Here is a 21,251-nt window from a genome sequence, read left to right on the forward strand (position 1 = left end):
GATGCGAGGAATGCTAGCGGTCGCAACAGCCGTGGTGCAAGCGGGCTCGCGGCGTGTCATCGCGTTCGGGTTGTTGTGTTGAGCCGGGCCATGAGTTCGCAGTTGGTGGCGCGGGCTGCGGCGATGTCGTGGTCACGTTCCTCGAGTTGCTGCTGCAGGTCGAGGTTGTGTTGTTCGAGCTGGTTGATCCGCTGGTGGAGGGCGTCGATGTCGGTGGGTGCGCCGAGCCCGGACTCGCGCCACGTCTGTTCGCCGAGTGCTTCGGACAGCCGTTTCTCGAGGTGCTGGACCCGGGCGTTGAGCCGTGCAGCGCGTTCGTGGGCAGCGAGAAGGTCGGCTTGCAGCGAGGCACGGGTTACCGCCGGTCCGGTCCCGGACGTGGTGGCTGGATCTGCTTGCAGCGCATGGATTTTCTCCAGCAGGTCACGGTGCCGGTAGAGGAAAGTTCGGTCGACTCCGGCGGCGCGAGCGATGGCGGCCGTGCTGGGCTGCTCGCCGTCGGCCGCGGCTCGGTCGAGTATCGCGATGACGCGTTGGCGGCGGCGCATCGAGTCGTTGCGGCGGCCGTCGAGCATCGGGCCGGAGCTCGTGGTGTGTTGCGCGCGGGCAGATTTCGTTGAACTCATGCGCTGGCCTCCGTGGTGGGAGTGGTGAGAGTCGGCATGCCGAGCGGGACGCTGTGGGCAGCGCGGTGACGGCGCACGACGGCGACCGCCTCGTCGATGTGGGCGCGCTCGTCCTCGTCGAGGTCGGCGATGTCGCTTTTGATCCGGTTGATCAGCCGCCGGATGCGGGTGATTTCTTCCTGGGTTGGTGTGGCGTCGACGCGGGCCCAGTCGTCGACTCCGTCGACGGCGGCCGACAGGCGTTCCCGGGTGCGCAGCAGGTCGTCGAGGTGTGCTTGCAGGTCGGGCAGGTAGGCGATGTTGGTGCGGAAGTGATCACAGCCCGCGCAGCGGAACCGGACCGGGCAGGCTCCTCCGCCGGCTGTGACGTTGGTAGGTTCGGTGCAGGTGCCGTAGGGGACGGCGACCTCGCCGACGGCGTGACGGACGCGTTCGGATTCCAGCAGCATCCGCGCGTCACGCCAGATCCGGTTGCCGTGCCGATCGAAACTGAGCGCGGTGACGGTGTCGACCGCGGCGCGGCGCCGGTCTTCCCCAATGCGGTAGTAGCGGCGGGTCACGGAGAAGCTGCGGTGATCGAGCAGCTCGGCCAGGACATCGATCGGAACCCCGGCGTCAGCATGTCTTTGGGCGTAGGTGTGGCGATATCCGTAGGGCACGACCCGGGACTTGTCGAAGTCGACGCCGTCGCGGGTGCGCAATGTCGGCAGCGTGGCCAGCCAGTCGCGGTGACGCGCTTGCAGGGTTGTTTTGCTGATCGCCTTGCGCCCGTCGGGATTCCGATACCGGGTGGGCAACAGCTTCAGCTGCGCCGAGGGTGCGTCGGGGAATCGTTCCCGGACCCGTTGCTGCTGGGCGATGACGACGTCGGCGGTGGCCTTGCTGATCGGCAACCGTCGGCCGAGCCGGTTGGCTTTGATGTTGTCGTAGACCAGCACTGGGCCGCCGTCCTTGTCGTAGTCGAGGCAGTTCAGCGTGAGGTTCAGGATGTCTTCGGGACGGCGGCCGGTGTCGATGCCGATCTGGGTGGCGACCCGGACCTCGGCAGGCCGGAGGGTGTCGAGGTTGGCACACAGCACTGTCATGATCTCTGGCGGCAGGCAGCGTCCGGGTTCGCCGCGTTCGGGATCGGCAGGGATGTCGACGTGTTCGACGGCGAAGTCGCCAGGCAGTCCGGCCGCGTGCTGACCGGGCCGGGTCAGGCCCAGGGATCGGATTCCGGCGAGCACCTGACGCACGTCGCGGCAGATCATGTTGCGTTGATAGCGGCCGATTCGTCCGGTGGCTTCCAGGTGGCCGAGCCGGTTGAGGAACCCTTCCAGATCGGGGCGTCCGAGAGCGGCGGGATCCAGACCATGGTCGGGCCGGCGAGCGAGGTGTTCGGACAGCCGCCCCATGTTATTGATCTTGCCGCGAACCCGCGATGCGCCACTGCCTCGATGGTGCGGCAGTTGCTCGGCCGCCCACCGCTTCGCTGCGTTGGACAACCATGGCTGGGTGATCATGGTGAACGACAGCCTCCCCGGGTGACCGAAGATGGCCAGATCCCAAGTGTCCTTTGCTTGTTCGATGCCGGGGTCGGTGAGCATCCGGCGCACGTCGCGGGTGAACGACGTCATGATCGACCTCGGCCGCCGGTCGGGGGCAAGTTTCGGATCGCAGTCGTGGATGGTGGCGACCTGGTGGCGGCGCAGGGTGTCGCAGACTGCCCGAATCGCGACATCGGTGAGCCGCAACCCGTCACGCAGGCGTGCCTGCATGCCGATCAGCACCTCCACGACCACCAGCTCGGGCAGTGCCCGCAGGTTCACCTGCCCTGGTTCAGCCACTCCCGATTCCGTTGTCCGCCAGGATCGTTCGTCGATATTCGGATCATCGCGACGGGCTACCGACCGCCGCTGAAAGTGCGTGCCGCAGTAACCGACCGCCCCGTCAGCGGCGCGGGTGCACGCCGAAACCAAGCAATCCGGCGACAGCGGGTGGGGACGAACACGCGGATGCCGCGCGAACTCTGCGACGCTCACACGAATGCGCCTGGCGCGGAAGTTTGCTGCGTGAGGTTCGCACAACTGGGCACCCGGAACGATCGGCAGGCGTCGACATTTGGGGACCGCGCAGCGCGGCGCCGGCAGCGGCGCGGCAGGAAGCGCATCGCTGGCGGTGATCTCGGCCATGGTCATGCCCATGCGGGACAGCCTGGTGAAACACCGGTGGCAGATGTCTGGGTAATCGTCGTGGGCGGTCCCGATGCACTGGTGGACCCGGCATACCTTCCGGCCGAGAAGCCGATGTTCGGCAGGCAGGAACAGAATCCGGGCGACCGGATCCCACCCGGCCTCGGCCAGCAGCTCCTTATCCAGTGCTCGTGCCAGCACCGCAGCCGGGCCGGCGAGACCGACACCGGCGAGCACATGCGGGAACTCGATCGCCTCCAGGCCGTTCCATTCGACCGCGCGGTCTACGACGGCGGCTGTCATCGGTTCACCGCGCCGAGCTCGCGGGGACTGGGCACGGAGTCGACGGCCGCGCGCAGCCTGGAGGAGTCCGGATGAATATAGACCTGGGAGGACGTGATCGACGCGTGTCCCATAAGGTCGGCGACCACGTCGATGCCGGCTCCGGCGTCGACGGCGTTGCTGCCGAAGGCATGCCGCAGTTGATGCGGCCGGACCGGGGCGTCGAGCCCGGCCCGCCGCGACGCGGCGGCCATCAACTCCGCGACAGCGTCCGGGCGCATCGGCGCGCCGATGGTTCCGCGGAACATGTTGACGAACACGAAATCACTGCTGGCAGCAGAAGGGATGCGCATGCGCTCGAACTCGTAGGTATCGAAGGCTTGCACCACAAGGAAATCCAGCGGCACCACCCGCTGACGGCGGGACTTTGCCACGGCGCCATTTGGGTTGTCCTCGCGGCGCACCACATGCAGATGCGCACGCTCAACCTCGCAACCCAGCCGCCGCGAGTCCACCAGCAGATGCACGTCGCTGCGGCGCAGCCCGCACAATTCCCCACGCCGCAGCCCGGCGCGAGCCAAAAGCAGCACGATCAGCCGGTCCCGCGCGGACCTGCACGCGCGCAGCAGCGCGACGATCTGGGTGTCACTGGCTCGTTCGACCATCGTCTCCGGCTCGGGCAGCCGATGCCGCACTCGCATCCGCCACGCCATCCGCCCGTCCTCGCCGCGAGCCTCGGCCGGCAGGTCGCGATCGTCGGCTACCTCGTACAGCATCGCCACCAGTCCCGGTTCACCGTGACCGGCCGCGATCGCGTGGACGACCATGCCCCGCACTGCGGTCAGCACACCGTTGATCCGCGATGGGCATCGCAGTGCCGCACCCGGACCCGCGACCACCGTCGCGGCATCAGCCGACGCAGGGGCATGCGCCAGCCACGTCATGAACAGGGCGAACTGCTCGACCCCGGCCTGCCAGGTCCGGCCCGACCGGGCGCACCAGCGCATGAACAACGTGATCGAGTGCGCATACGCCTTCGTCGTGGATTCGGCCGCGTCGCGGCCGAACCGCAGATGCCGCAAATACTCGTCGGCGACGCCGACGATCCGCAACTCCTCGTCCAGCACCGTCCAATACCGCTGCCCGGACGGCAAACTCACCGGAAATGCCCGCATAGATGCTCGCTTTCTGGTCGGCAACCCGATACGACTACCAGCCACGAGCACCACACCCACGGAGAATCGCCGAAGCACCGGCGGGACTACCCCGGTTGGGCAACGTCCTGCAACAGGTCAGGAAACCCTGGAGAGGGTCTGCGACGAACCGAAACGTCGAAGTTGGACGTGGTGGACTTCGGTCGCAATCCGAAGGCACCGGAGTTCGGGCACTACGGGATGCTGCATGTCCGCTTCGGCAAGGCGGTGCGCGGGCAACCGCCGCGGCGCCGCAACGTCCCGTCGGTGATGGGGTGGGCGGTGGAGGCGGCTGCCGACTACGTCGAGCACATCCGCCCGAAGTTCGGATGCGACGAGCATCCGGCCTTGTGGTTGACCGAGCGGGGCGGCCGGGTCAAACCGGCGGAGATCAATGCCCGGTTCGTGACCTATCGCGACGCGTTGAAGTTACCGAAATCGCTTTCCCCGCACAGTCTTCGGCATTCGGGGGTCAGTCATCTCACCGAGGCCGGGGTTGACCGGCTGTTCATCCAGCAGGCTGTCGGGCATCGATGCGATACCTCGACGGCGATCTACACCCACGTGTCGAGCGATTTCATGAACACTGCCTTGCGCAAGGCCCTCACGCCAGCGCTGGGAACGCCTGCGCCTGACCGGAAGGACACCTGAATGGCCCGCAAACTCGACTATCGCTGGAACCTGCGGCAGGTGATGGCCACCCGCGAGATGTTCCAGACCACCGACCTGGCCGAACCGTTGGCGCAGCGCGGAATCCGGCTGTCGTCGAGCCAGATCTATCGACTGGTCACCGAACGCCCCGAGCGACTGAGCCTGAAAGTACTGATGGCGCTGATGGACATCCTCGATTGCCGCATGGACGAACTGGTCGAACCGATCGTCGCCGCCTCGGCCTCGACACCTCGCAAACGCAGCGGCGAGGAAGCCGGGGTCGGTGACTTCCGGCCGCGGCGGGCACGGATCGCCGATTCTGTCGAGTAAGCCATGCCCCCGCTCGCACCTCAGGTGATCGCCGATCCGATCGGCGTGGTCGTCGAGTTGGTCACCAGCTACGACAACAGCCTCGATGTCTCGGTGGTGACCGGAATCGTCGAGTCAGTAGCCGGTGGTCGCGCCAAGCGGCGACGACTGGCCCAGGCCCTGCTCGATCGCCCGCAAGTGCTCGCCGACGGCCGCTCACCTGGGCCTCGAGTGGTCGCCAACCTCCTGGCGAGGCTGAAAAGGGCTGGCGCGTCGAAGATTTCAGCACTGATATGCGCCGAATGCGGCAAGCAAGTGGGCCGCAGTCTGCAACGGGACACCCAAGACTGGTACTGCCATGTCTGTTTCGCGCGCCGTTACGAACAGCCCTGCTCGGCTTGCGGAGAACTCCGCAAGATCCATAGCCGAGATCGCGATGGTCGACCACGCTGCAACAGTTGTCCGCCCGAACCCAACCGCGATCCGGTCGATGTCACCACCGCGACTATCACAGCCCTCGACCCGCAGTTGCCGGTCGACACCGTCGTGGCAGCAGTGAAAGCGGCCGTGCCGCAACCGGGAAAGCGATGGCCGCTGGCTTGGGCGGTGGAATCGCGACCCGCGTTGCTCACCGGCGCGGGCGCGGAGGCGCCGAACCCGGCGGTGCTGCGGCTGATCGACCGACTCTGCGACGCAGGTTCGACGATCATCGTCCAGCCCGCCTGCCCCGACTGCGGGCGCACGATCCATCTGCACCGGCCGATCGGCGGAAAGTGGTTGTGCCGCAACTGCACTGCCAAGAGCCGGGCACGACCATGCGCCCGCTGCGGAGTGATCCGGGAGACCGCCACACGCGACGAGCAAGGCCGCCCGCTCTGCGCGGGCTGCCTGATCCAGGATCCGATCAACCGCGAAACCTGCATCGAATGCGGACGCCCGCGCCCGGTGAGCATCCGCACGGCGGCAGGCCCGCTCTGCGGGGCATGTGTTCCCGACGTCACCGCCGAATGCTCGATCTGCGGGCGGGTCGGGACCTGCACCATCTCCGCGGCCACGGGCCAACCGTGGTGCCGGATCTGCAAATCACGCCGCGCACGCTGCAGCAGCTGCGGACAACATCGACCCGTCCGCGGCGGCACCGTCGCAGCCCCGCTCTGCGCCGCCTGCACCCGTGATGAGCCCGGATTCTGGCGGTCCTGCCCGAGATGCGGGGAGCCAGGCCAGATCCTGGCCACGGTCTGCGGCCGTTGCCTTCTCGACGACCGTCTGCACGAACTTCTCGGCGACGACCAAGGACAGATTCACTCCCAATTTCAGGCCCTGCACCAGGCGCTCATCCATACCGAACGGCTTCCCACGATCGAGGCATGGCTGCGTCGAGGCGGAGCACCCGACATCCTTCGCGCACTGCGATCCAGCGGCAGAGAGCTATCCCACGCCAGCCTGGACAATCTGCCGCCCGGCAAGACCGTCGAGCATTTCCGCAGCGTGCTCGTCGCCATCGGCACACTGCCACCACGCGACGACCACATGGCCTGGCTCGAGCGCTGGACCAGCCACGCCATCGCCGACCGCGTCGACCCCGACGAACGAAAACTGCTCCACCGCTACGCGATATGGCACGTCATCCGCCGACTCCGCCACCGCACACGCGGCCACAACACCACACGAGGCCAAGCCACCGCCGCGAAGACCGCCATCAAAGCTGCCGTCTCACTACTGGATTGGCTCGGCGAACGCGGGCTCACCCTCGCCAGCGCCACCCAATCCGATCTCGACACCTGGTTGTCGACCAGACGCACGAACGCAGGCAATTTCGTCCGCTGGGCCCGCCGAAACAAACTCACCCGCCTGGACTATCCGGCTGAACGCTGGCGCGGGCCCGTCACCCGCATCGACGCCGCAAACCGCTGGGCACAAGCCCGCCGACTGCTGCACGACAACACCATCGATCCCGAACACCGCGTCGCTGGCCTGCTCGTTCTGCTCTACGCCCAGAAAGCCACCACGATCAGCCGACTCACCATCGACAACGTCCACATCGACGGGGATCGAACACAACTTCAACTCGGTGACGAACCGATCACCCTGCCCGAGCCGCTGGCCGACCTGATCCGGCAACTCACCCAAACCCGCCGGGGCCACGCCACAATCGGCGAACCCGCCGCGGTCACCTGGCTTTTCCCCGGAGGCCGCCCCGGACAACCCCTCAGCGCCGACCGCCTCATCGAACGACTCCACGACCTCGGAATCCGAACCGGCGAAGCCCGCAACACCGCACTGTTCCAACTCGCCACCGAACTACCCGCCGCAGTCCTGGCCCGACTGCTCGGCATCCACATCAGCGTCGCCGCCGCCTGGCAACAACTCAGCAGCGGCGACTGGATGAGCTACGCAGCCGAAATCAGCCGCCGCGGTGTCACTCCCGCACCAACCCATTCCAACAGTTCTGATATCTGATGTCGCCAGAGCACGCCGACCTTGCCTTGAAGGAGAAAGCTCTCGCCCGGATCGCCCCGCCATCAACACCACCAGGCCGCTATCGCCCCAACGACACCCTGCTCGCCTTCCTCGAAGCACTCTGAATATGCCGAGCCCGCAACCACCACCATCACGGTGACCTGCGACTATGCTGAGCAGCTACCGTCCACTCGGCATAATCCGGGGCTCGGGATATTCCCGTCATTCCGCTCTTCTTATCCAGCCCAGGAGAACGCACGCATCCACGCCCAGTGCGCGAATAAGTCCGGCTGTCGTTCGACGAGCCTTTCCCACCACACTTTGCAGCGTTTGTAGACACGTAACCGTTTGAATTTCTTACCGGCCCACCGCACCAAGTAGGTGTTGAGACGCTGCAGGACGCCATACAGCTCCGACCTGTAGAACGCACCGTAGTAGTTCATCCAACCGCGAACAATCGGGTTGATCCACTCGGCCAACTCTGCCAGGTTGTTGGTGGTATGCCTATGCATTCGCCATCGACGAACTTGCAGGCTCTTGTCCTTGAGCGCCACGGGGCTAACGGCGGGCTGGAACGACGCGAAATATCTTCCGGTCCTGCCCGACTTCGCTTCCCGTGGCCGAAACGCATACCCCAAGAACGTGAACGACGTGCACGCGAACTCCTGCCGCCGATTCTTGTCCTTGCAGTAGACGATCTTGGTCTTGTCGGGGTGCAACCGCAACCCAACGCTTTCTAACCGCTCAGACAGCGCAACCCATACCTGTCGGGCTTGCCGCTCCGTCACACAATGCACCACCGCGTCATCGGTAAACCGCTCGAACTCCACGGTCGGGAACTCACGCTCCAACCACGAGTCGAACGCGTAATGCATGAAGAGATACGCCTGCAGAATGTGCATGATTACGCCGGTAGCTCCGGCGCCGACAACGATCTGCTCGGGAGAACAACCGATCCGTGCGGCGATGAGCTGCGGCAGCCGGTGCGGCAGAAATTCCGGATAACGGCTCGCCGACCCGAGTGCAATTGTCAAGGCTCGGCGGACCGACGGGAGCGGACCATAGGGGTTTTCGTTGAGTGCGAGTGGGAATCGCACGGAATTGTGTGTGCTCAGCACGACGCGCCGCGAGATGAGACCCGTCCGCCCCATCGAACGGCGGCTGCGGCGGCGAAGTCTCCTGCATGCGCGAAACCTGCGAACATGACGACGGCTCCCTCCGGTACCAGCCCGGAGGTCACCGCGTAGTCGAAGGTCAGCGGCATAGCGCTGCCGAACAGGTTGCCGCACTCTTCGAAGGTGTCCGGGTGGCGCTGCGCGGGCAACTCCAACGAGTCGCGCCAGTTCTGCAGAAACGTCCGGTTGGGTTGGTTGGTCACCAACAGATCCAACTGGCTGGGCTGTATCTCGATCCGCTCGCAGACGGTGCGAACGACTTCCGGGACGATCTGGTTTCCGCGGTGCAGCACCTTGGCGATATTCGATTCGGTGAATCCGATGTGGTGCTCGCCGGTGCCTGCCTCCCAATACCGGCGTGGCGGGTCGGCGACCGATACCATTTCACCCGCGTATTGCGGCAAATGCCGCGTCTCGATGTCCAGTATCGGGGATTGGTCCGATTTGGTCAGCCATGCCACGCCTGCACCGTCTCCGGGAATGGCCGCCTGCGCCATGGCCAGCACACCGTCTTGAGCGAACACCTGCCCGGCGGTGTTCGTCACGTTGACGACAAGAGCGCTCCTCGCCTCGGTGCTCTGCAGGATCTCTCGTGCCAGTTTTATCGCGTGGATGAAACTGGCACAGCCGCCATTGCTCAGATCTATCAGCCATTCCGGCGCAATGCCGAATCGGGCGGCGATCTCACCGCCATTGCCGACGAACCAACTCTGGGGCAGTTGTGTGTGCACGACCAAGACATCCACGTCGTCCAATAGGTCCGCGCCGTGGCGTGCGAGCATCGGTGCGATTGCCCGCTCGGCCATGTCAGCCGGGGTTTCGCCCGCACCGACATGGTGCCGGAAGCGGGGCGGATTGAACATGACAGCCGATGGGGTATCGGCGGCATCGTGGAACCGGGCAAAGTATTCGGCCGAAATAGGTTCTCCGGGACGGTAACTGGAGACGTCGGCCAGACTGACGGTGACACTCACGTCGATAATCCCATCGGATCTGTGGCGGTGCTGCTTTCGGACATCGGCCGGTCGTCGACGCCCTCCAGCCGTTCGAGCAGGTGCTCGGTCAGGCCGAGAAGCAGCCGTTTGGCCGAGTCGCGACTGCGCGCGTCGCAATACCTCAGCGGCACATCGTCGTCGAGATCGAGCGCGGCCCTCAGGTCCGCGAGGCGGTAGCGATGTGCACCCTCGAAATAGTTGACCCCGACCACGAACGGCAGCTTCCTGCGTTCGAAGAAGTCGATCGCAGCGAACGATTGGTCGAGGCGGCGGCTATCGACCAGGACGACGGCACCGAGTGCCCCGGTCGCGAGTTCGTCCCAGAAGAACCAGAACCGATCCTGTCCAGGGGTGCCGAACAGGTAGAGGATCAGATTCGGGTTTATCGTAATTCGTCCGAAATCGAGGGCGACCGTGGTGGTCACCTTCGACTCCACGCCGGAGAGATCATCGACTTCGCTGCTCTTGTCGCTAATCAACTCTTCGGTGGACAGCGGCGCGATCTCGCTGACCGCGCCGACCAAAGTGGTCTTGCCGACGCCGAATCCTCCTGCGATGAGGATCTTTGCCGACGTGATCTGTGGCGGTGCCACAGTGTCATAGTCTGAGGAGGCCATCACGTACCGCCCTTATCAAATCCGCGGTTTCACGGTTCTTGTCGTAGTTCTCTGCCGCGTGTCTGGCGTGCGTCGAGCTGATGCTGAGATAGCCGTCCGCAATAAGGTCGCCGATCAGAATCCTGCTCACCCGAAGGGGAAGACCGAGCCTTGCCGCGATTTCGGCTATCGCCCGTGGTCTTCGCGCCATCGCAAAGATGCGCCGGTATTCGGTATCCATCTGGCGTAGTCGGCCATCGGCGCTGTCGGCGATCGCGACCACGATCGTGATCAGGCTCAGTTCGGGCGTGACATCGCGGGTGCGTCCGCGCGTGACGCCGTACAGGCGGACCAACGGGCCGGCCGCCTCGTCGTACCAGGGGTTCCGTTCGCGAACCATGACAGCGTCAAATCATTTGACTTGATTGCTGTGGCGCGCTTTGGTGGACAGCCAGGTGCCCATCCGCTGAACTGTCAGGTTCATCTCGTGCGCGACCAAGCCCCAGTCCGCGTTGGCTTCGCCGAGGACCCCTAGACAGGCATTCGCACCCGCCGAGGTGACGAATAGCATCGCATCGTCGAGTTCCACCATGACCTGCTGTAGATTGCCTGCCGAGAACTGCCGCCCCGCACTGGCTCCCAGACTGTTCAACGCCGACGCCAGCGCACTGAAGCGTTCGGCGTCTTCCCTGCCGATTTGGGCGCAGTGTCCGAGCATCAATCCGTCATTCGACAGCATCACGACGTAGCGAACACCGTTCAGGCGCTCCGCCAGTTCGTCAAGGAGCCAGCCGAACTTACCGAAGCCTTCGTTCATTCCATTCTCCTTCATCATCGGTCGAGGTCTTCCCTGTGTGTTCCGGCCGGGACGCCTGAGCGACCGAGTTTGGTTCCGGCCTGCAACGCGGTCCAAAGGTCGACTGGCCGCCCCTGCCCCGATGGCCTGTCCCGCTGAATACGGGCGCTGGGGTGGTCGTCCGGCATGGGGGCCGGAGGCTCGGAGAGCTGGGGGATCAAATGAGTCTGTCGCCTGCGCTGCGGCAGCGGAGGTCCGTCGTCACACGGGATATGCTCCAGCTCAACGTCATCGGAGTGCACTCTCTGGGTCTCGTCCAATGTTCGGCTGCTGAACGCATCGACGTGAGCAACCGGTTGTGCACCCGATGACATCAGTACCTCTGGCGGCTTACCAGGAGTGTCCATTTCAACCGGCTTGTGCTCCCGGTTGAGCCGATCCGACCAGCGCCGCACCTCACCAAGGTCGTCATCGAGGGGGTCAGCGTCGAACTCGGCCTGCGAAATCGCCTCGTCGCCATCCTCCGACTCGGCCGGACTGGGCTGCCGAATGACCTTGCGCGACCGGTGCATCAGGTCACCGGCGTCCTCTTCGACGGTTTCGTCGTCGGCCTCGGCCTGCGGAGCCGGCACAACGGGCGCGTCCTCGGCAACCAGTTCGTACGGCAGTCGCACGACGCTGCGGATACCGCCGTAATCGGACTCGTTCAGGCGCACCACGACGTCGTGGCGCTTTGCCAGCTGCGCGACTACGAACAGACCGAGCCGCGGGTCACTGGAGAGCGCAGCGACATTGAAGTCCGGCGGGTTGGTCAACATTTCGTTGATCTGGGCGATTTCATTTCTGGTCAAACCCACGCCCAGGTCGGAGATCTCGACGATCACGCCGGACCCTCCCAATGCCGCGCTGATTTCCACGCGCGTCTTCGGCGGTGAGAAGGTCGCAGCGTTGTCGATCAGCTCAGAGATGAGATGGATAAGGTCTGCCACGGCCGCACCGGCAATGGCTACGTCGGGCAGCCGGACGACGTGGAGCCGCGGATAGTGTTCGGTCTCGGTCACTGCGCTGCGCACCAGATCACGCAGCGGCACCGGGTTACGCCACTGTCTGCCAGGTTGTTCGCCGCCCAGGATCACCAGGTTCTCGGCGTTGCGCCGCTCCCGCGTAGCAAGATTGTCGAACTCGAACAGCATTTTCAGCGTATCCGGGTCATCGTGGCGATGCTCGGCCGTCTCCAACAGCGATAGCAATTGGTGCATCGTCACCTGACTCCGGTGGGCGATGTTGACGAAGACCGAACGAACGCCCTGCCTGGTTTGAGCCTCGTTCACAGCAGCGGTCGTAGCGGCCATTTGCGCCTGATTGAACGCATCAGCGACTTGCCCGATTTCGTCACGGCCGAAGTCGAGCTTCGGCAATTCCCGGTCCAGGTCGAGCGGTTCGGCGCGTCCGATTTGAGCCATGATCTTGGGCAACCGTGTCTCGCTAACCGCAAGGGTTTCTGCCCGCAGCCTGCGCAGTCGCCCGATCAGCCGCTGCGACAGCCACGCTGCGGCGATGAATGCGATCAGCGACAACCCCAGCACGGCCACGCCGCCCTGGATGGATTGGCGGGATAGCCGATCCCCTTCCCGCTCGGCCACGCCTCCGGCATAGCGCAAGTGCGAGTTCCACAACCCGCGCAGCACAGAGCTGACCTCCTCGGCCGCATCTTTCCACCCGGCGAAGGGCGGCATCGGTGGGGTGGACGCGGGTCCTGCGCCATTCGCCGAGGTTCCTACTTGGTTTGTGCTGCCATTCGAGGAATTCCCCGTCGAGGAGGCATTCCCTTGACCAGCGGAGTTCGCCGTAGGCGAGGAAGTCCTAGAAGCGGTGGAATCCCCAGAACCGAACGAAGTCCCTGGAGCGGACGCAACCCCCGGAGCGGACGCAGCCCCTGGCGCAGACGGAATCTCCGTCGTGATCGCGCGTCGGAGCAGGCCATCTTCGAGCGTTCCCATCCGCAGCCACGCTGGACTCGACACCAGCGCTTGATATGCGGCCATCTCCTCCGGGGGCAACTGAACTGCCCGATTGTCGAGTTCTGCGCGGTAGAACCCGACGAGTTTGCTGTACTCCACTTGTTGCGAAGGAGCGAATCCGCCCTGGATCGCCGCCGCCGCGGCCAAAGCGCTACTGCGCGACATCGCCTCGGCGCTTTCGAAAAGGCCTACCTGCGTGTCCTGTTCATTGGCGGCCTCTGGCACCTTGGACGTGCGCGCCGCCAGCCGCCCGGCGACGATGACCGTTTGGATGACCTTGTTGTAGTAGTCGTAGACCTCGTCGACCTGAGCTGCCTTCAGGTCGACGCGCTGCCGAATCAGCGGTAGCTGCCCGAACGTCGCCTGCATCTGCACAACCGCATCGCCCACCGACCCCTCGAACAGTTTGATCAAGGCGTCGCCTGCGACCATCATCGGGGGAATCGCGCCGTCGAGTCGACCCCGCTCGGCTGCAAGGCCTGCGGCGGCCGACTCATCGCCTGCCAGCACAAGCATGCTGGTGCGGCGCTCCTGCTGCACCGCTTCGACGAAGTTCAGTGCAGGACCAGCTGTTTGGGTGGCGGCGGTCGACCAGGACCGGATGTCGTTGGCTTTGTTCAACAGGTATCCGGCCATGCCGCCGCCGACAAGCAGCAGCGACAAGCTGGGTATGAGCGCTATCGCGAGAACGCGGAATCGCACACTGGGCCTAAACCAGATGGCGCGATTGACTTTGTGCATAGTCTGTCCACAAATCATCTCTTCCCATCCCCCGGAAGGGCTTGGGATGCTGTCGGATTCGGTAACGGACCCCGGGGGAGCCGACTCGGCCCGGGTATCGAGTTGTGGTGCGGGATGCCCTCGCGCGGCGCTAGCCGAGGGCGGCGCGCTGCCGGCGTTCGAGCCAGCCGCGGAACAGCCGCGCCACCGGCAGGGCAGGCACTCCGGTCTGTTCGTCCGGTGCCGCGACGGTCAGTAGCCAGGCAGGCATGAATCGCAGCGTCCAGAGCGGGGCCGTCTTGCGCATATGAGTCTCGAAGCCATTCCACACGGCATTGTCGAGAACCGGGGCGAGCCTGCCTGCCAACTCCGTCTCCTCGTCCGCGGCGTGGATGACCAGTCGTTGGTGCACCTCCAGCGTGAGGCGAGCCAGCTCGGCCGCCGCAGTACCACCGTCACCCAAATGTTGCACTGCCCGATGCCATTCGACAAGAAACTTGTCCAACTCTTCGTGCTCGGCAGTGAGGAGGCCGATCGCATCCTCGTCGGCACCGAGGCTTCGCAGCCGGGGCCAGAGGAACTCATCCTCGCCCTCGTGGTGGTGGGCGATCAGTGCATGCACCCGATCGATATAGCCACGCAGTGCGGCAGCACGCGTCGGATCCGGGGTCTCGGCCAACCGCGAAGCGGAATCGGCGATCCGTGGTAGATCGGTCACCATGGCACGGTGGGCCAAAAGCATCGTCTGATGACCAGTGGGCAAGCCGGAAAAGGACGGATTCACTGTCAGCTCCTAGAGATTTCCGAGTCTCATTGCACGCCTATGCACGGCACGACAAAGTCTGCACTTCGACATTACGTTGCCGTTCAATTACAATCTGTTTACTTCGCGTTTTATCGGTCGGCGCGCTCCGTGCGAGAGCGGTATACGCGATATTAGCCCCATGGATCGACTATTCCCATTCTAGGGAAGGGGGCGGCTTGCCACGCGCACGACATCGGCGGCTGTGTGCCGAATCCGCTTCCTACGAGGAGGTTTCATGCGGTCCAGCTCTCAAGCCACCCACCGACGACAACCGCACATTCCACTCGATAGCGGTGTACGCTGCGGCGCATGAAGATCGATGAGCAACAGCTTTCCGACATTCCAGGACTGGTTCGGGGAGAACAGGTCAGCGTCGAAGAGGTAATGGCAAGATGCGCCGCCCTGACGCAGGATAGTTACTCGTATGACGATATCTACGGCAAATACTGCACTGTTCAAGGCTACATCGATTGCCCGCCGCAAGATACCTTCGAGTACCTCGCAAATATTCATAGCTTGTCCGAATGGACCTACAGCACACGCGATTTCGAGCTGACCGACGTGCCGAATTTATACCAAGGCATTGACACGCTCGGCGTCGATACCAAGATCTTCATGAAGGTTGTCGCCAACGCCGAGGCTCTGACCGTCGACTACCACTGCGCGTGGGATCAGGGGCGCGATCTCTGGATGATCTACTTGATGCGAGTCGTCTCGGCCGAACTGGTCCTCAAACGCCCCGGGTCCTTGGTGATGTGGACCAACTGCCGGCACCCCTACTACAATGAAAACCCTTATCCGCAAACAGCTCCGGCAGACCGGCAGGGGTGGGTCGGCGACATGTGGGGAATTTTCGGCGCCGGCCATACCATCGAATTGGATAACCTCAAGGCCATTCTGGAGTACCGCCACAGTAGTCAACTGTCGGTCGGCCCGCACCTTCTTCTCGACAGCTAGGGCCCCCTCGGCATGGAAGACTGGCGGGTGGCCGACTACCTCGTCCGAGGATGCGCCGAGTTGGGTGTTCGGCACTTCTTCGGGGTGGACGGCGCGAATATCGAGGACGTCTACGATGCGGCTGCCTACTACGCTCCGGACAGCGGTGCCGGTGTCCATGGTGTGGTCGCCAAGCACGAATTCGCGGCAGCTACGATGGCCGACGGATACGCCCGCGCCACCGGCGGGTTGGGCGTCATGGTGGCCACGTCCGGCGGTGGCGCGATGAATCTGATTGCGGGGCTGGCGGAATCGTTCACTTCGCAGGTGCCGGTACTGGCGCTGGTCGGGCAGCCGCCACGGAATCTAGAGGGCAACGGCGCTTTCCAGGACACAAGCGGTCGGGCAGGCAGCATCGATGCGGTGCGACTGTTCGGCGCGGTGTCGCGCTATTGCGCGCGGGTCGACGACGCGGCGGACCTTCCGCAACAGTTCGCGGCCGCAGTCGAAGCGGCGTACGGCGGTGGACCGGCGGTGCTGTTGCTGCCGAAGGACATACAACGCTCGCCAATCGGAGCAAGACCGGGGCAGTTGCGCGCGCCATCACGCCCGGCCGGGGATCCGTCCGACTTGGCCGCAGTAGGCGCGGCACTGAACACGGCGCGGGCGACCGGCAAGATTCTTGTGATTGCGGGAGACCAGGTGGTGCGTGACGACGCGCGTGACGCGCTGCGCGATATGGTGGCGACATTGGACGCTGCGGTGGGTGTGACTCCGGATGCGAAGGATGTCTATGGTCCGCGCGAACCGGGTTACTGCGGTGTCGTGGGTGCGATGGGTCACCCGGAGTTGGTCCGTATGGCGCAGTCAGCCGCCCTGTGTCTGCTGGTGGGCACCCGGTTGCCGACGATGGCGCAGATCCCGCTCGGTGATGTCCCGCTGGCCTGTGTCGGAGCGCAGTCGCCCTACGTACCCGCTGTCTACGCCGCTGCTCCGGACCTGGCTGCGGCTCTGCCGCAGCTCACTGCGGCATTGCGGCAAAGAGCGAGCAGCACAGTCGAATCAGAGCAGGTTGTTGGTTCCGACCTGCCCGCTGCCACGGTCCGGTTGCGCCCGCCCGCCACGCACGGGCCGGGTCTACGTTACCGGGAGGCGATGGAGGCGATTTCCGAACTGTTGCCCGCAGGCAGCGCGATCTTCGCGGATGCGGGCAACACCGGTGCGGCGGCTGTGCACTACCTCGACCTACCCGTGGACGCCCGGTTCGGACTCGCGCTGGGCATGGGCGGTATGGGTTACAGCTTCGGCGCCGCGATCGGGTCCGCGTTCGCCACCCGACGCCCGACCTACGTTATCGCCGGTGATGGCTCGTTCTTCATGCACGGCATGGAAGTGCACACCGCAATCGAGCATGGCTTACCGATCACGTTTCTGATATTCAATAACAACGCGCATGCCATGTGTGTGGTGCGGGAGCGGCTGTACTGTCGAAACGACGACGACCGCAACCGTTTCAGCCACGCGATGTTAGCCGAGGGGATGGCAGCGATGTTCCCAGGGCTGCCGTGTCATGCGGTGCGCGAGTTGGATGAGTTGCGCGTCGCGCTGTCCGGGCACATCGGGCATGCCGGGCCCCGTTTCGTCGCGATCGAATGCGACCCCGACGAGCTTCCCCCATTCGGACCGTTCTTGACTGAAGCATCAGCGTAGTGTTTCGGGACCGACACGCTAGTTGAGCACCGCCGAACCGAGGACGCATCTACACGAAGTACTGCCAGTGCGTGAAGGTCGCGGACTGAACGCCCTGTGCAGCGACTCGGCGCATGTGCCGCTGACGAAGATCGACTACACCCGGTCCCCGGATTGTGTCTTCTGCCGCAGTCTCTCATACGGGGTCTGACCGTCGAGGCCGCCGTGGGGTCGGTGGTAGTTGTAATAGTCTTGCCACTCTTTGAGTTTCGCGTTGAAGATGTTGACGTCGTCGATCACAACGCCTTCGAGCAGCCGGTAGAACTCCTCGGCATCGATGCGGTGCGATCGCTCTACCTTCCCGTTCAGCCGCGGGGTTCGAGGCTTGATGTAGATGTGGTTGATGCCCTTGTCCAGTACGTGCCAGTGGAACCCGGACTGGAACTCGGCGCCGTTATCGGTCTGGATCGTCTCGACCGCGAACGGCAGCTGCGACAGGACATAGTCCAGGAACTGGATCGCGGTCTTCTGGTTGTTACGCGGATAGATCTTCAGGATCCGTAGCCGCGTGCAATCGTCGATCGCGGTGAACTGGTAGAACTTCCCGCGTCGACCAACCGGTTTCGCAACCGGGGTGCCCGCCTTGCCGGGCAAGGGCTCGACGAACTTGACGTCGATCTGCACGTGGTGGCCGGGGCGTTGCTTCTCGTACCGTTTCCAGCGGCGGTCGTGCCGCTTGTAGCGCTGGGAGGCCGGCAGCCGACCCATGTCCAGGCGTTTGAGGATGCGCCACACCCCGGATTTGCTGATCTCGATGTCGTGGTAGCGCTTGAGGTACATCCGGATCTTGTCCGGGCCGAAGTGATAGTGCTGCCGCAGGTGGATGATCTTCTCGATGACCTCGGCGCGGGTCGCGGTCGGGCTGGTCCGCGGTCGCCTGATCGCTCGCGCAGACCATCAACTCCCTCAGTCTCGTATCGGTGCAGCCACGTGTAGTACGTGGGACGGCTGATGCCGAAGTACCGGCAGGTCATCGCGACATTGCCGGTGACTTCCTCGACATGACGAAGGACCGCCAGGCGCCGACGCACCTCGCGGTCCATTACCGGCTCGCTCACCCGAATCTCCTTAGGGTTCAAGGGATCCGAGTGTCAAGCATCTCCATCAGTTTTATATGAGAAGGACCCGCAACACGCGCGAACTCGACCTGCCCCGCCGCACCAGCATCCACGCCCCGTGCTGGTCATGGACGGCAAACTCCCCGACGACGCCTACGACACCTTCTTCGACCGCGCCTTTCCACCCAACGAAGACGAATAGCCCCACACCGAACAACCCGCTGGATGATGTTCAGACGATTCGGCAGCTGGGGGCGATCGCACTCACCCAAACACGCAGACCAAACCGAGCCGCAACGCTGATCCATTCTGTCCTCACCCGGCAAATCGCGACCGCGCCGGAATTGACGTTTCCCAGGGCGTCCGGAAATCGTGGACCGCCCGGGCGGTCCACTGGCAGATTGACCGGCTGGCCGCCACGTTCGGAGGTATCGACATGCTGTGTTCGTCGCACCGGCGGTCGTCGACGTGGCCCGGAGGGTCCGAGAGGTCGGTGGTACGTGCGGACGGATCCACCACCTGAACCCTCCTCCGGCTAGCCAGCTGGCGCGCACGATCGACGGTCCTCCAGGTCATACCTCGCGATAGCGACTGCCTCGTCGCACAACTCGTGCGAGCAGTTCCTCGTCGATGTCGTCGGCGATCTGTATCGCGCTGGGTCGCTGTCCCGTGTAGCCGAGCAGGTCCCGGACCTCGCTGTTGGAGTAGTAGCCGCCCGCGACGACCAATAGCAGCGCTTGGTACGCCGGCACGTCGAGTTGGCGTAGCTCCCCCAGCGCCGCGTCGGCGCCGAGCTCACCGGTGCTAATCCAGGCCCGCAACAGGTGGCGCGAGAGATCCGGCCGGGATTTGAGCACCACGTCCAGCTGTGTGTCGCCGACCCCAGCTTCGCGGGCCGACGGCATGGTCGCGGATGCCGGTATAAGGTGATCGGCGATTTCCCGGAGCCATTCGCGGCATTCCGAGGGAACCCCGGTGGCCGAGCGATCGGTGATGGGCTCTTCGGTGTCGTTCATCGATTCTTCCGTGTCGAATATGCGTATCATGCCGGAACGGGTTGGTGTCGGCGGTTGGCAATGAGATTCTCCGTCGATCGCAGGGCAAGGGCGGCGATGGTGCTGGTGGGGTTCACCCCTCCGGAGGTGACGAATACACTGCCATCGATGACATACAGGTTGGGGATGTCGTGGGATCGGCCGAATTGGTCCACTACCGAGGTCTGCGGATCCGCGCCCATCCGTGCCGTGCCCAGCAGATGCCAACCCGAATAACGCATCAGCGACTCCGTCACCGTGTCGTAAGCGCCTGCGGTTCTCAGCGATTCGACGGCGCGAGCGATGTGGAAATCGAGCAACCGCCGCGAGTTCTCGCTCACCGTGTACGTGATCTTCGGTGCGGGGATGCCCGACGAGTCGGTCAACGCTTCGTCGATGGTGACCCGGTTCGTCTCGTCGGGGAGATCCTCACCGAAAATTCCCCAGCTCATCGTTCGCCCGAGTTGGCGTCGCACCTGCTCGTGGTGGCCAGCTCCCCACAGGTCCTCCCCTGCCCGGGTGGGCAGCGCCGCGTTGAGTGGCCCGCCGGTGGGTGCCAGACTCCATTTCGCACCCCGCAGGAAGTCCCGGCTGGTGTCGGTTTCATAGAATTCATAGCATGTGATCTTTGCCCCCACGTGGCCGCGCCAACTGGCCATATCCTCGTCGAAGTAACCCATCACGTTCGCGAACGGATGCACCATCAGCCGACGTCCGACCAGTCCGCTGGAATTGGCGAGTCCGTCGGGATGGCGTGGCGACGCGGAATTGAGCAGAATACGCGGCGTGCCGATCGCGTTCGCGGCAAGGATGACCACGTCCGCGTGCACAACATGCCACGAGCCATCCGAGCGCATGAATTCCGCTCCTGTGGCAAGTCCATTGCGGGACATTAGGATTCGTGACACTCGTGCTCCGGTGAACAATCGTGCGCCATGGGCCAGTGCCGTCGGCCAGTGGGTGATGTCGGTGGATGCCTTAGCGCCTTCTGGGCATCCCTGCATGCAGGCGCCGAGCTGCGCACATCGGCGGCGTCCTCGATACGGAGCCGACAATACTGCCTGGGCCGCGGGCCACCAGTGCCAGCCGAGCTGGTCGTGGGCCCGCGCCATCCGCGCCCCGATCGCGCCGATCGGCAGTGGAGGAAGCGGTGGTTCGGCGCCGCCGGGATAGGCGGGGTCGCCACCGACTCCGGACACCCCGAACGCGATATCGGTGCGTTCGTAGTACGGTTGCAGGTCGGCGTAGCGCAGCGGCCAGTCGTCGGCCACGCCGTCGAGTGACCGCACCCGGAAATCCGATGGCAGCAACCGTGGCCAGTCGCCGGCATAAAGCACCATGCTGCCGCCGACCCCGGCATGCATGAGCGGCGCGACGGCGGACTGCGCATCGTTGATCGGATAGTCGATCGGATTCGCGCGGATGTTGGGGCTGCCCGACCACTGCTTGCGGGCCTCCAACTCATATGTTGCGCGCCGCGCCGGGTATTCGGCTGGCTCTGGCCAGTTCCCCTGCTCGAGACAGATCACGTCGAACCCGGCCTCGGCCATCGCGCTCGCGGCGACTCCGCCCGACGCGCCGGCTCCGATGATCAGCACATCAGACTTTTCCATCACATTTCCTCTCCTGGGGTACGGGATGAACCTCGAAATGAACGGCACGCCGACCAGC

At 64.4% G+C, this 21,251-nt stretch carries 18 protein-coding genes and 1 pseudogene; 6 read left to right on the plus strand and 13 right to left on the minus strand.

What is annotated here, in order from left to right:
* Positions 1–56: 56 nt before the first annotated feature.
* From ACQP1G_RS26240 to ACQP1G_RS26250, 3 genes are read right to left on the minus strand one after another with little or no spacing between them, the layout of a single operon-like run.
* Positions 57–626: a hypothetical protein gene (locus tag ACQP1G_RS26240; RefSeq protein WP_433192222.1), complete on the minus strand. Its 570-nt coding sequence runs from the start codon at positions 624–626 to the stop codon at positions 57–59.
* Positions 623–3,103 (minus strand): tyrosine-type recombinase/integrase, encoded by a 2,481-nt coding sequence (locus ACQP1G_RS26245; protein WP_433192223.1) that lies wholly within the window; start codon positions 3,101–3,103, stop codon positions 623–625. The genes ACQP1G_RS26240 and ACQP1G_RS26245 overlap by 4 nt, the downstream gene beginning before the upstream one ends.
* Complete coding sequence (locus ACQP1G_RS26250) at positions 3,100–4,257, minus strand: tyrosine-type recombinase/integrase (RefSeq protein WP_433192224.1); 1,158 nt, start codon at positions 4,255–4,257, stop codon at positions 3,100–3,102. The genes ACQP1G_RS26245 and ACQP1G_RS26250 overlap by 4 nt, the downstream gene beginning before the upstream one ends.
* A gap of 168 nt (positions 4,258–4,425) precedes the next feature.
* Between ACQP1G_RS26250 and ACQP1G_RS26255 the strand changes: the two genes are divergently transcribed.
* Genes ACQP1G_RS26255 through ACQP1G_RS26270 form a run of 4 tightly spaced genes read left to right on the plus strand, consistent with a single transcriptional unit; the run spans position 4,426 to position 7,820 of the window.
* Positions 4,426–4,926 carry a tyrosine-type recombinase/integrase gene (locus tag ACQP1G_RS26255; RefSeq protein ID WP_433208828.1) on the plus strand — a complete coding sequence of 167 codons (501 nt, stop codon included), beginning with the start codon at positions 4,426–4,428 and terminating at the stop codon, positions 4,924–4,926.
* Positions 4,927–5,256, plus strand: a complete 330-nt coding sequence (locus ACQP1G_RS26260) for a helix-turn-helix domain-containing protein (RefSeq protein WP_433192225.1) — start codon at positions 4,927–4,929, stop codon at positions 5,254–5,256.
* A 3-nt stretch (positions 5,257–5,259) separates the two neighbouring features.
* Complete coding sequence (locus ACQP1G_RS26265) at positions 5,260–7,695, plus strand: hypothetical protein (RefSeq protein WP_433192226.1); 2,436 nt, start codon at positions 5,260–5,262, stop codon at positions 7,693–7,695.
* Positions 7,695–7,820: a hypothetical protein gene (locus tag ACQP1G_RS26270; protein ID WP_433192227.1), complete on the plus strand. Its 126-nt coding sequence runs from the start codon at positions 7,695–7,697 to the stop codon at positions 7,818–7,820. The genes ACQP1G_RS26265 and ACQP1G_RS26270 overlap by 1 nt, the downstream gene beginning before the upstream one ends.
* A 111-nt stretch (positions 7,821–7,931) precedes the next feature.
* Here the strand turns inward: ACQP1G_RS26270 and ACQP1G_RS26275 are convergent, their stop codons facing one another.
* The 7 genes from ACQP1G_RS26275 to ACQP1G_RS26305 all read right to left on the minus strand — a co-directional run bounded on the left by ACQP1G_RS26275 (position 7,932) and on the right by ACQP1G_RS26305 (position 14,782).
* Positions 7,932–8,792, minus strand: coding sequence for a group II intron maturase-specific domain-containing protein (locus tag ACQP1G_RS26275; protein ID WP_433192228.1), 861 nt, complete (start codon positions 8,790–8,792; stop codon positions 7,932–7,934).
* A gap of 14 nt (positions 8,793–8,806) precedes the next feature.
* Positions 8,807–9,853, minus strand: a complete 1,047-nt coding sequence (locus ACQP1G_RS26280; protein ID WP_433208831.1) for a 3-oxoacyl-[acyl-carrier-protein] synthase III C-terminal domain-containing protein — start codon at positions 9,851–9,853, stop codon at positions 8,807–8,809.
* Complete coding sequence (locus ACQP1G_RS26285; protein ID WP_433192229.1) at positions 9,841–10,482, minus strand: GTP-binding protein; 642 nt, start codon at positions 10,480–10,482, stop codon at positions 9,841–9,843. The genes ACQP1G_RS26280 and ACQP1G_RS26285 overlap by 13 nt, the downstream gene beginning before the upstream one ends.
* On the minus strand, positions 10,463–10,861 hold the full coding sequence (locus ACQP1G_RS26290) for a DUF742 domain-containing protein (RefSeq protein WP_433192230.1): 399 nt from the start codon (positions 10,859–10,861) through the stop codon (positions 10,463–10,465). The genes ACQP1G_RS26285 and ACQP1G_RS26290 overlap by 20 nt, the downstream gene beginning before the upstream one ends.
* A gap of 12 nt (positions 10,862–10,873) precedes the next feature.
* The gene (locus tag ACQP1G_RS26295) at positions 10,874–11,278 is read right to left on the minus strand and encodes a roadblock/LC7 domain-containing protein (protein ID WP_433192231.1); all 405 of its coding nucleotides are present in this window, start codon (positions 11,276–11,278) and stop codon (positions 10,874–10,876) included.
* A gap of 14 nt (positions 11,279–11,292) precedes the next feature.
* Positions 11,293–14,019 carry a sensor histidine kinase gene (locus ACQP1G_RS26300; RefSeq protein ID WP_433192232.1) on the minus strand — a complete coding sequence of 909 codons (2,727 nt, stop codon included), beginning with the start codon at positions 14,017–14,019 and terminating at the stop codon, positions 11,293–11,295.
* A 130-nt stretch (positions 14,020–14,149) separates the two neighbouring features.
* Positions 14,150–14,782 (minus strand): hemerythrin domain-containing protein, encoded by a 633-nt coding sequence (locus ACQP1G_RS26305; protein WP_433192233.1) that lies wholly within the window; start codon positions 14,780–14,782, stop codon positions 14,150–14,152.
* Positions 14,783–15,112: 330 nt separating this feature from the next.
* On the opposite strand from ACQP1G_RS26305, the gene ACQP1G_RS26310 reads away from it, so the two are divergent.
* Both ACQP1G_RS26310 and ACQP1G_RS26315 read left to right on the plus strand, forming a co-directional pair.
* Positions 15,113–15,760, plus strand: coding sequence for an SRPBCC family protein (locus ACQP1G_RS26310; RefSeq protein WP_433192234.1), 648 nt, complete (start codon positions 15,113–15,115; stop codon positions 15,758–15,760).
* Positions 15,761–15,772: 12 nt separating this feature from the next.
* Positions 15,773–17,449, plus strand: a complete 1,677-nt coding sequence (locus ACQP1G_RS26315; RefSeq protein ID WP_433192235.1) for a thiamine pyrophosphate-binding protein — start codon at positions 15,773–15,775, stop codon at positions 17,447–17,449.
* Between the two features lie 135 nt (positions 17,450–17,584).
* Here ACQP1G_RS26315 and ACQP1G_RS26320 read toward each other — a convergent pair.
* The 3 genes and pseudogenes from ACQP1G_RS26320 to ACQP1G_RS26330 all read right to left on the minus strand — a co-directional run bounded on the left by ACQP1G_RS26320 (position 17,585) and on the right by ACQP1G_RS26330 (position 21,193).
* A pseudogene (locus tag ACQP1G_RS26320) lies at positions 17,585–18,531 on the minus strand (IS481 family transposase).
* 587 nt (positions 18,532–19,118) lie between these two features.
* Entirely contained in the window at positions 19,119–19,562 is a 444-nt protein-coding gene (locus ACQP1G_RS26325; protein WP_433192236.1) for a hypothetical protein, read from the minus strand.
* A gap of 26 nt (positions 19,563–19,588) precedes the next feature.
* The gene (locus tag ACQP1G_RS26330; RefSeq protein ID WP_433208834.1) at positions 19,589–21,193 is read right to left on the minus strand and encodes a GMC family oxidoreductase; all 1,605 of its coding nucleotides are present in this window, start codon (positions 21,191–21,193) and stop codon (positions 19,589–19,591) included.
* Positions 21,194–21,251: the final 58 nt, after the last annotated feature.

Source organism: Nocardia sp. CA-107356 (genome assembly GCF_050946365.1).
Taxonomy (GTDB): domain Bacteria; phylum Actinomycetota; class Actinomycetes; order Mycobacteriales; family Mycobacteriaceae; genus Nocardia.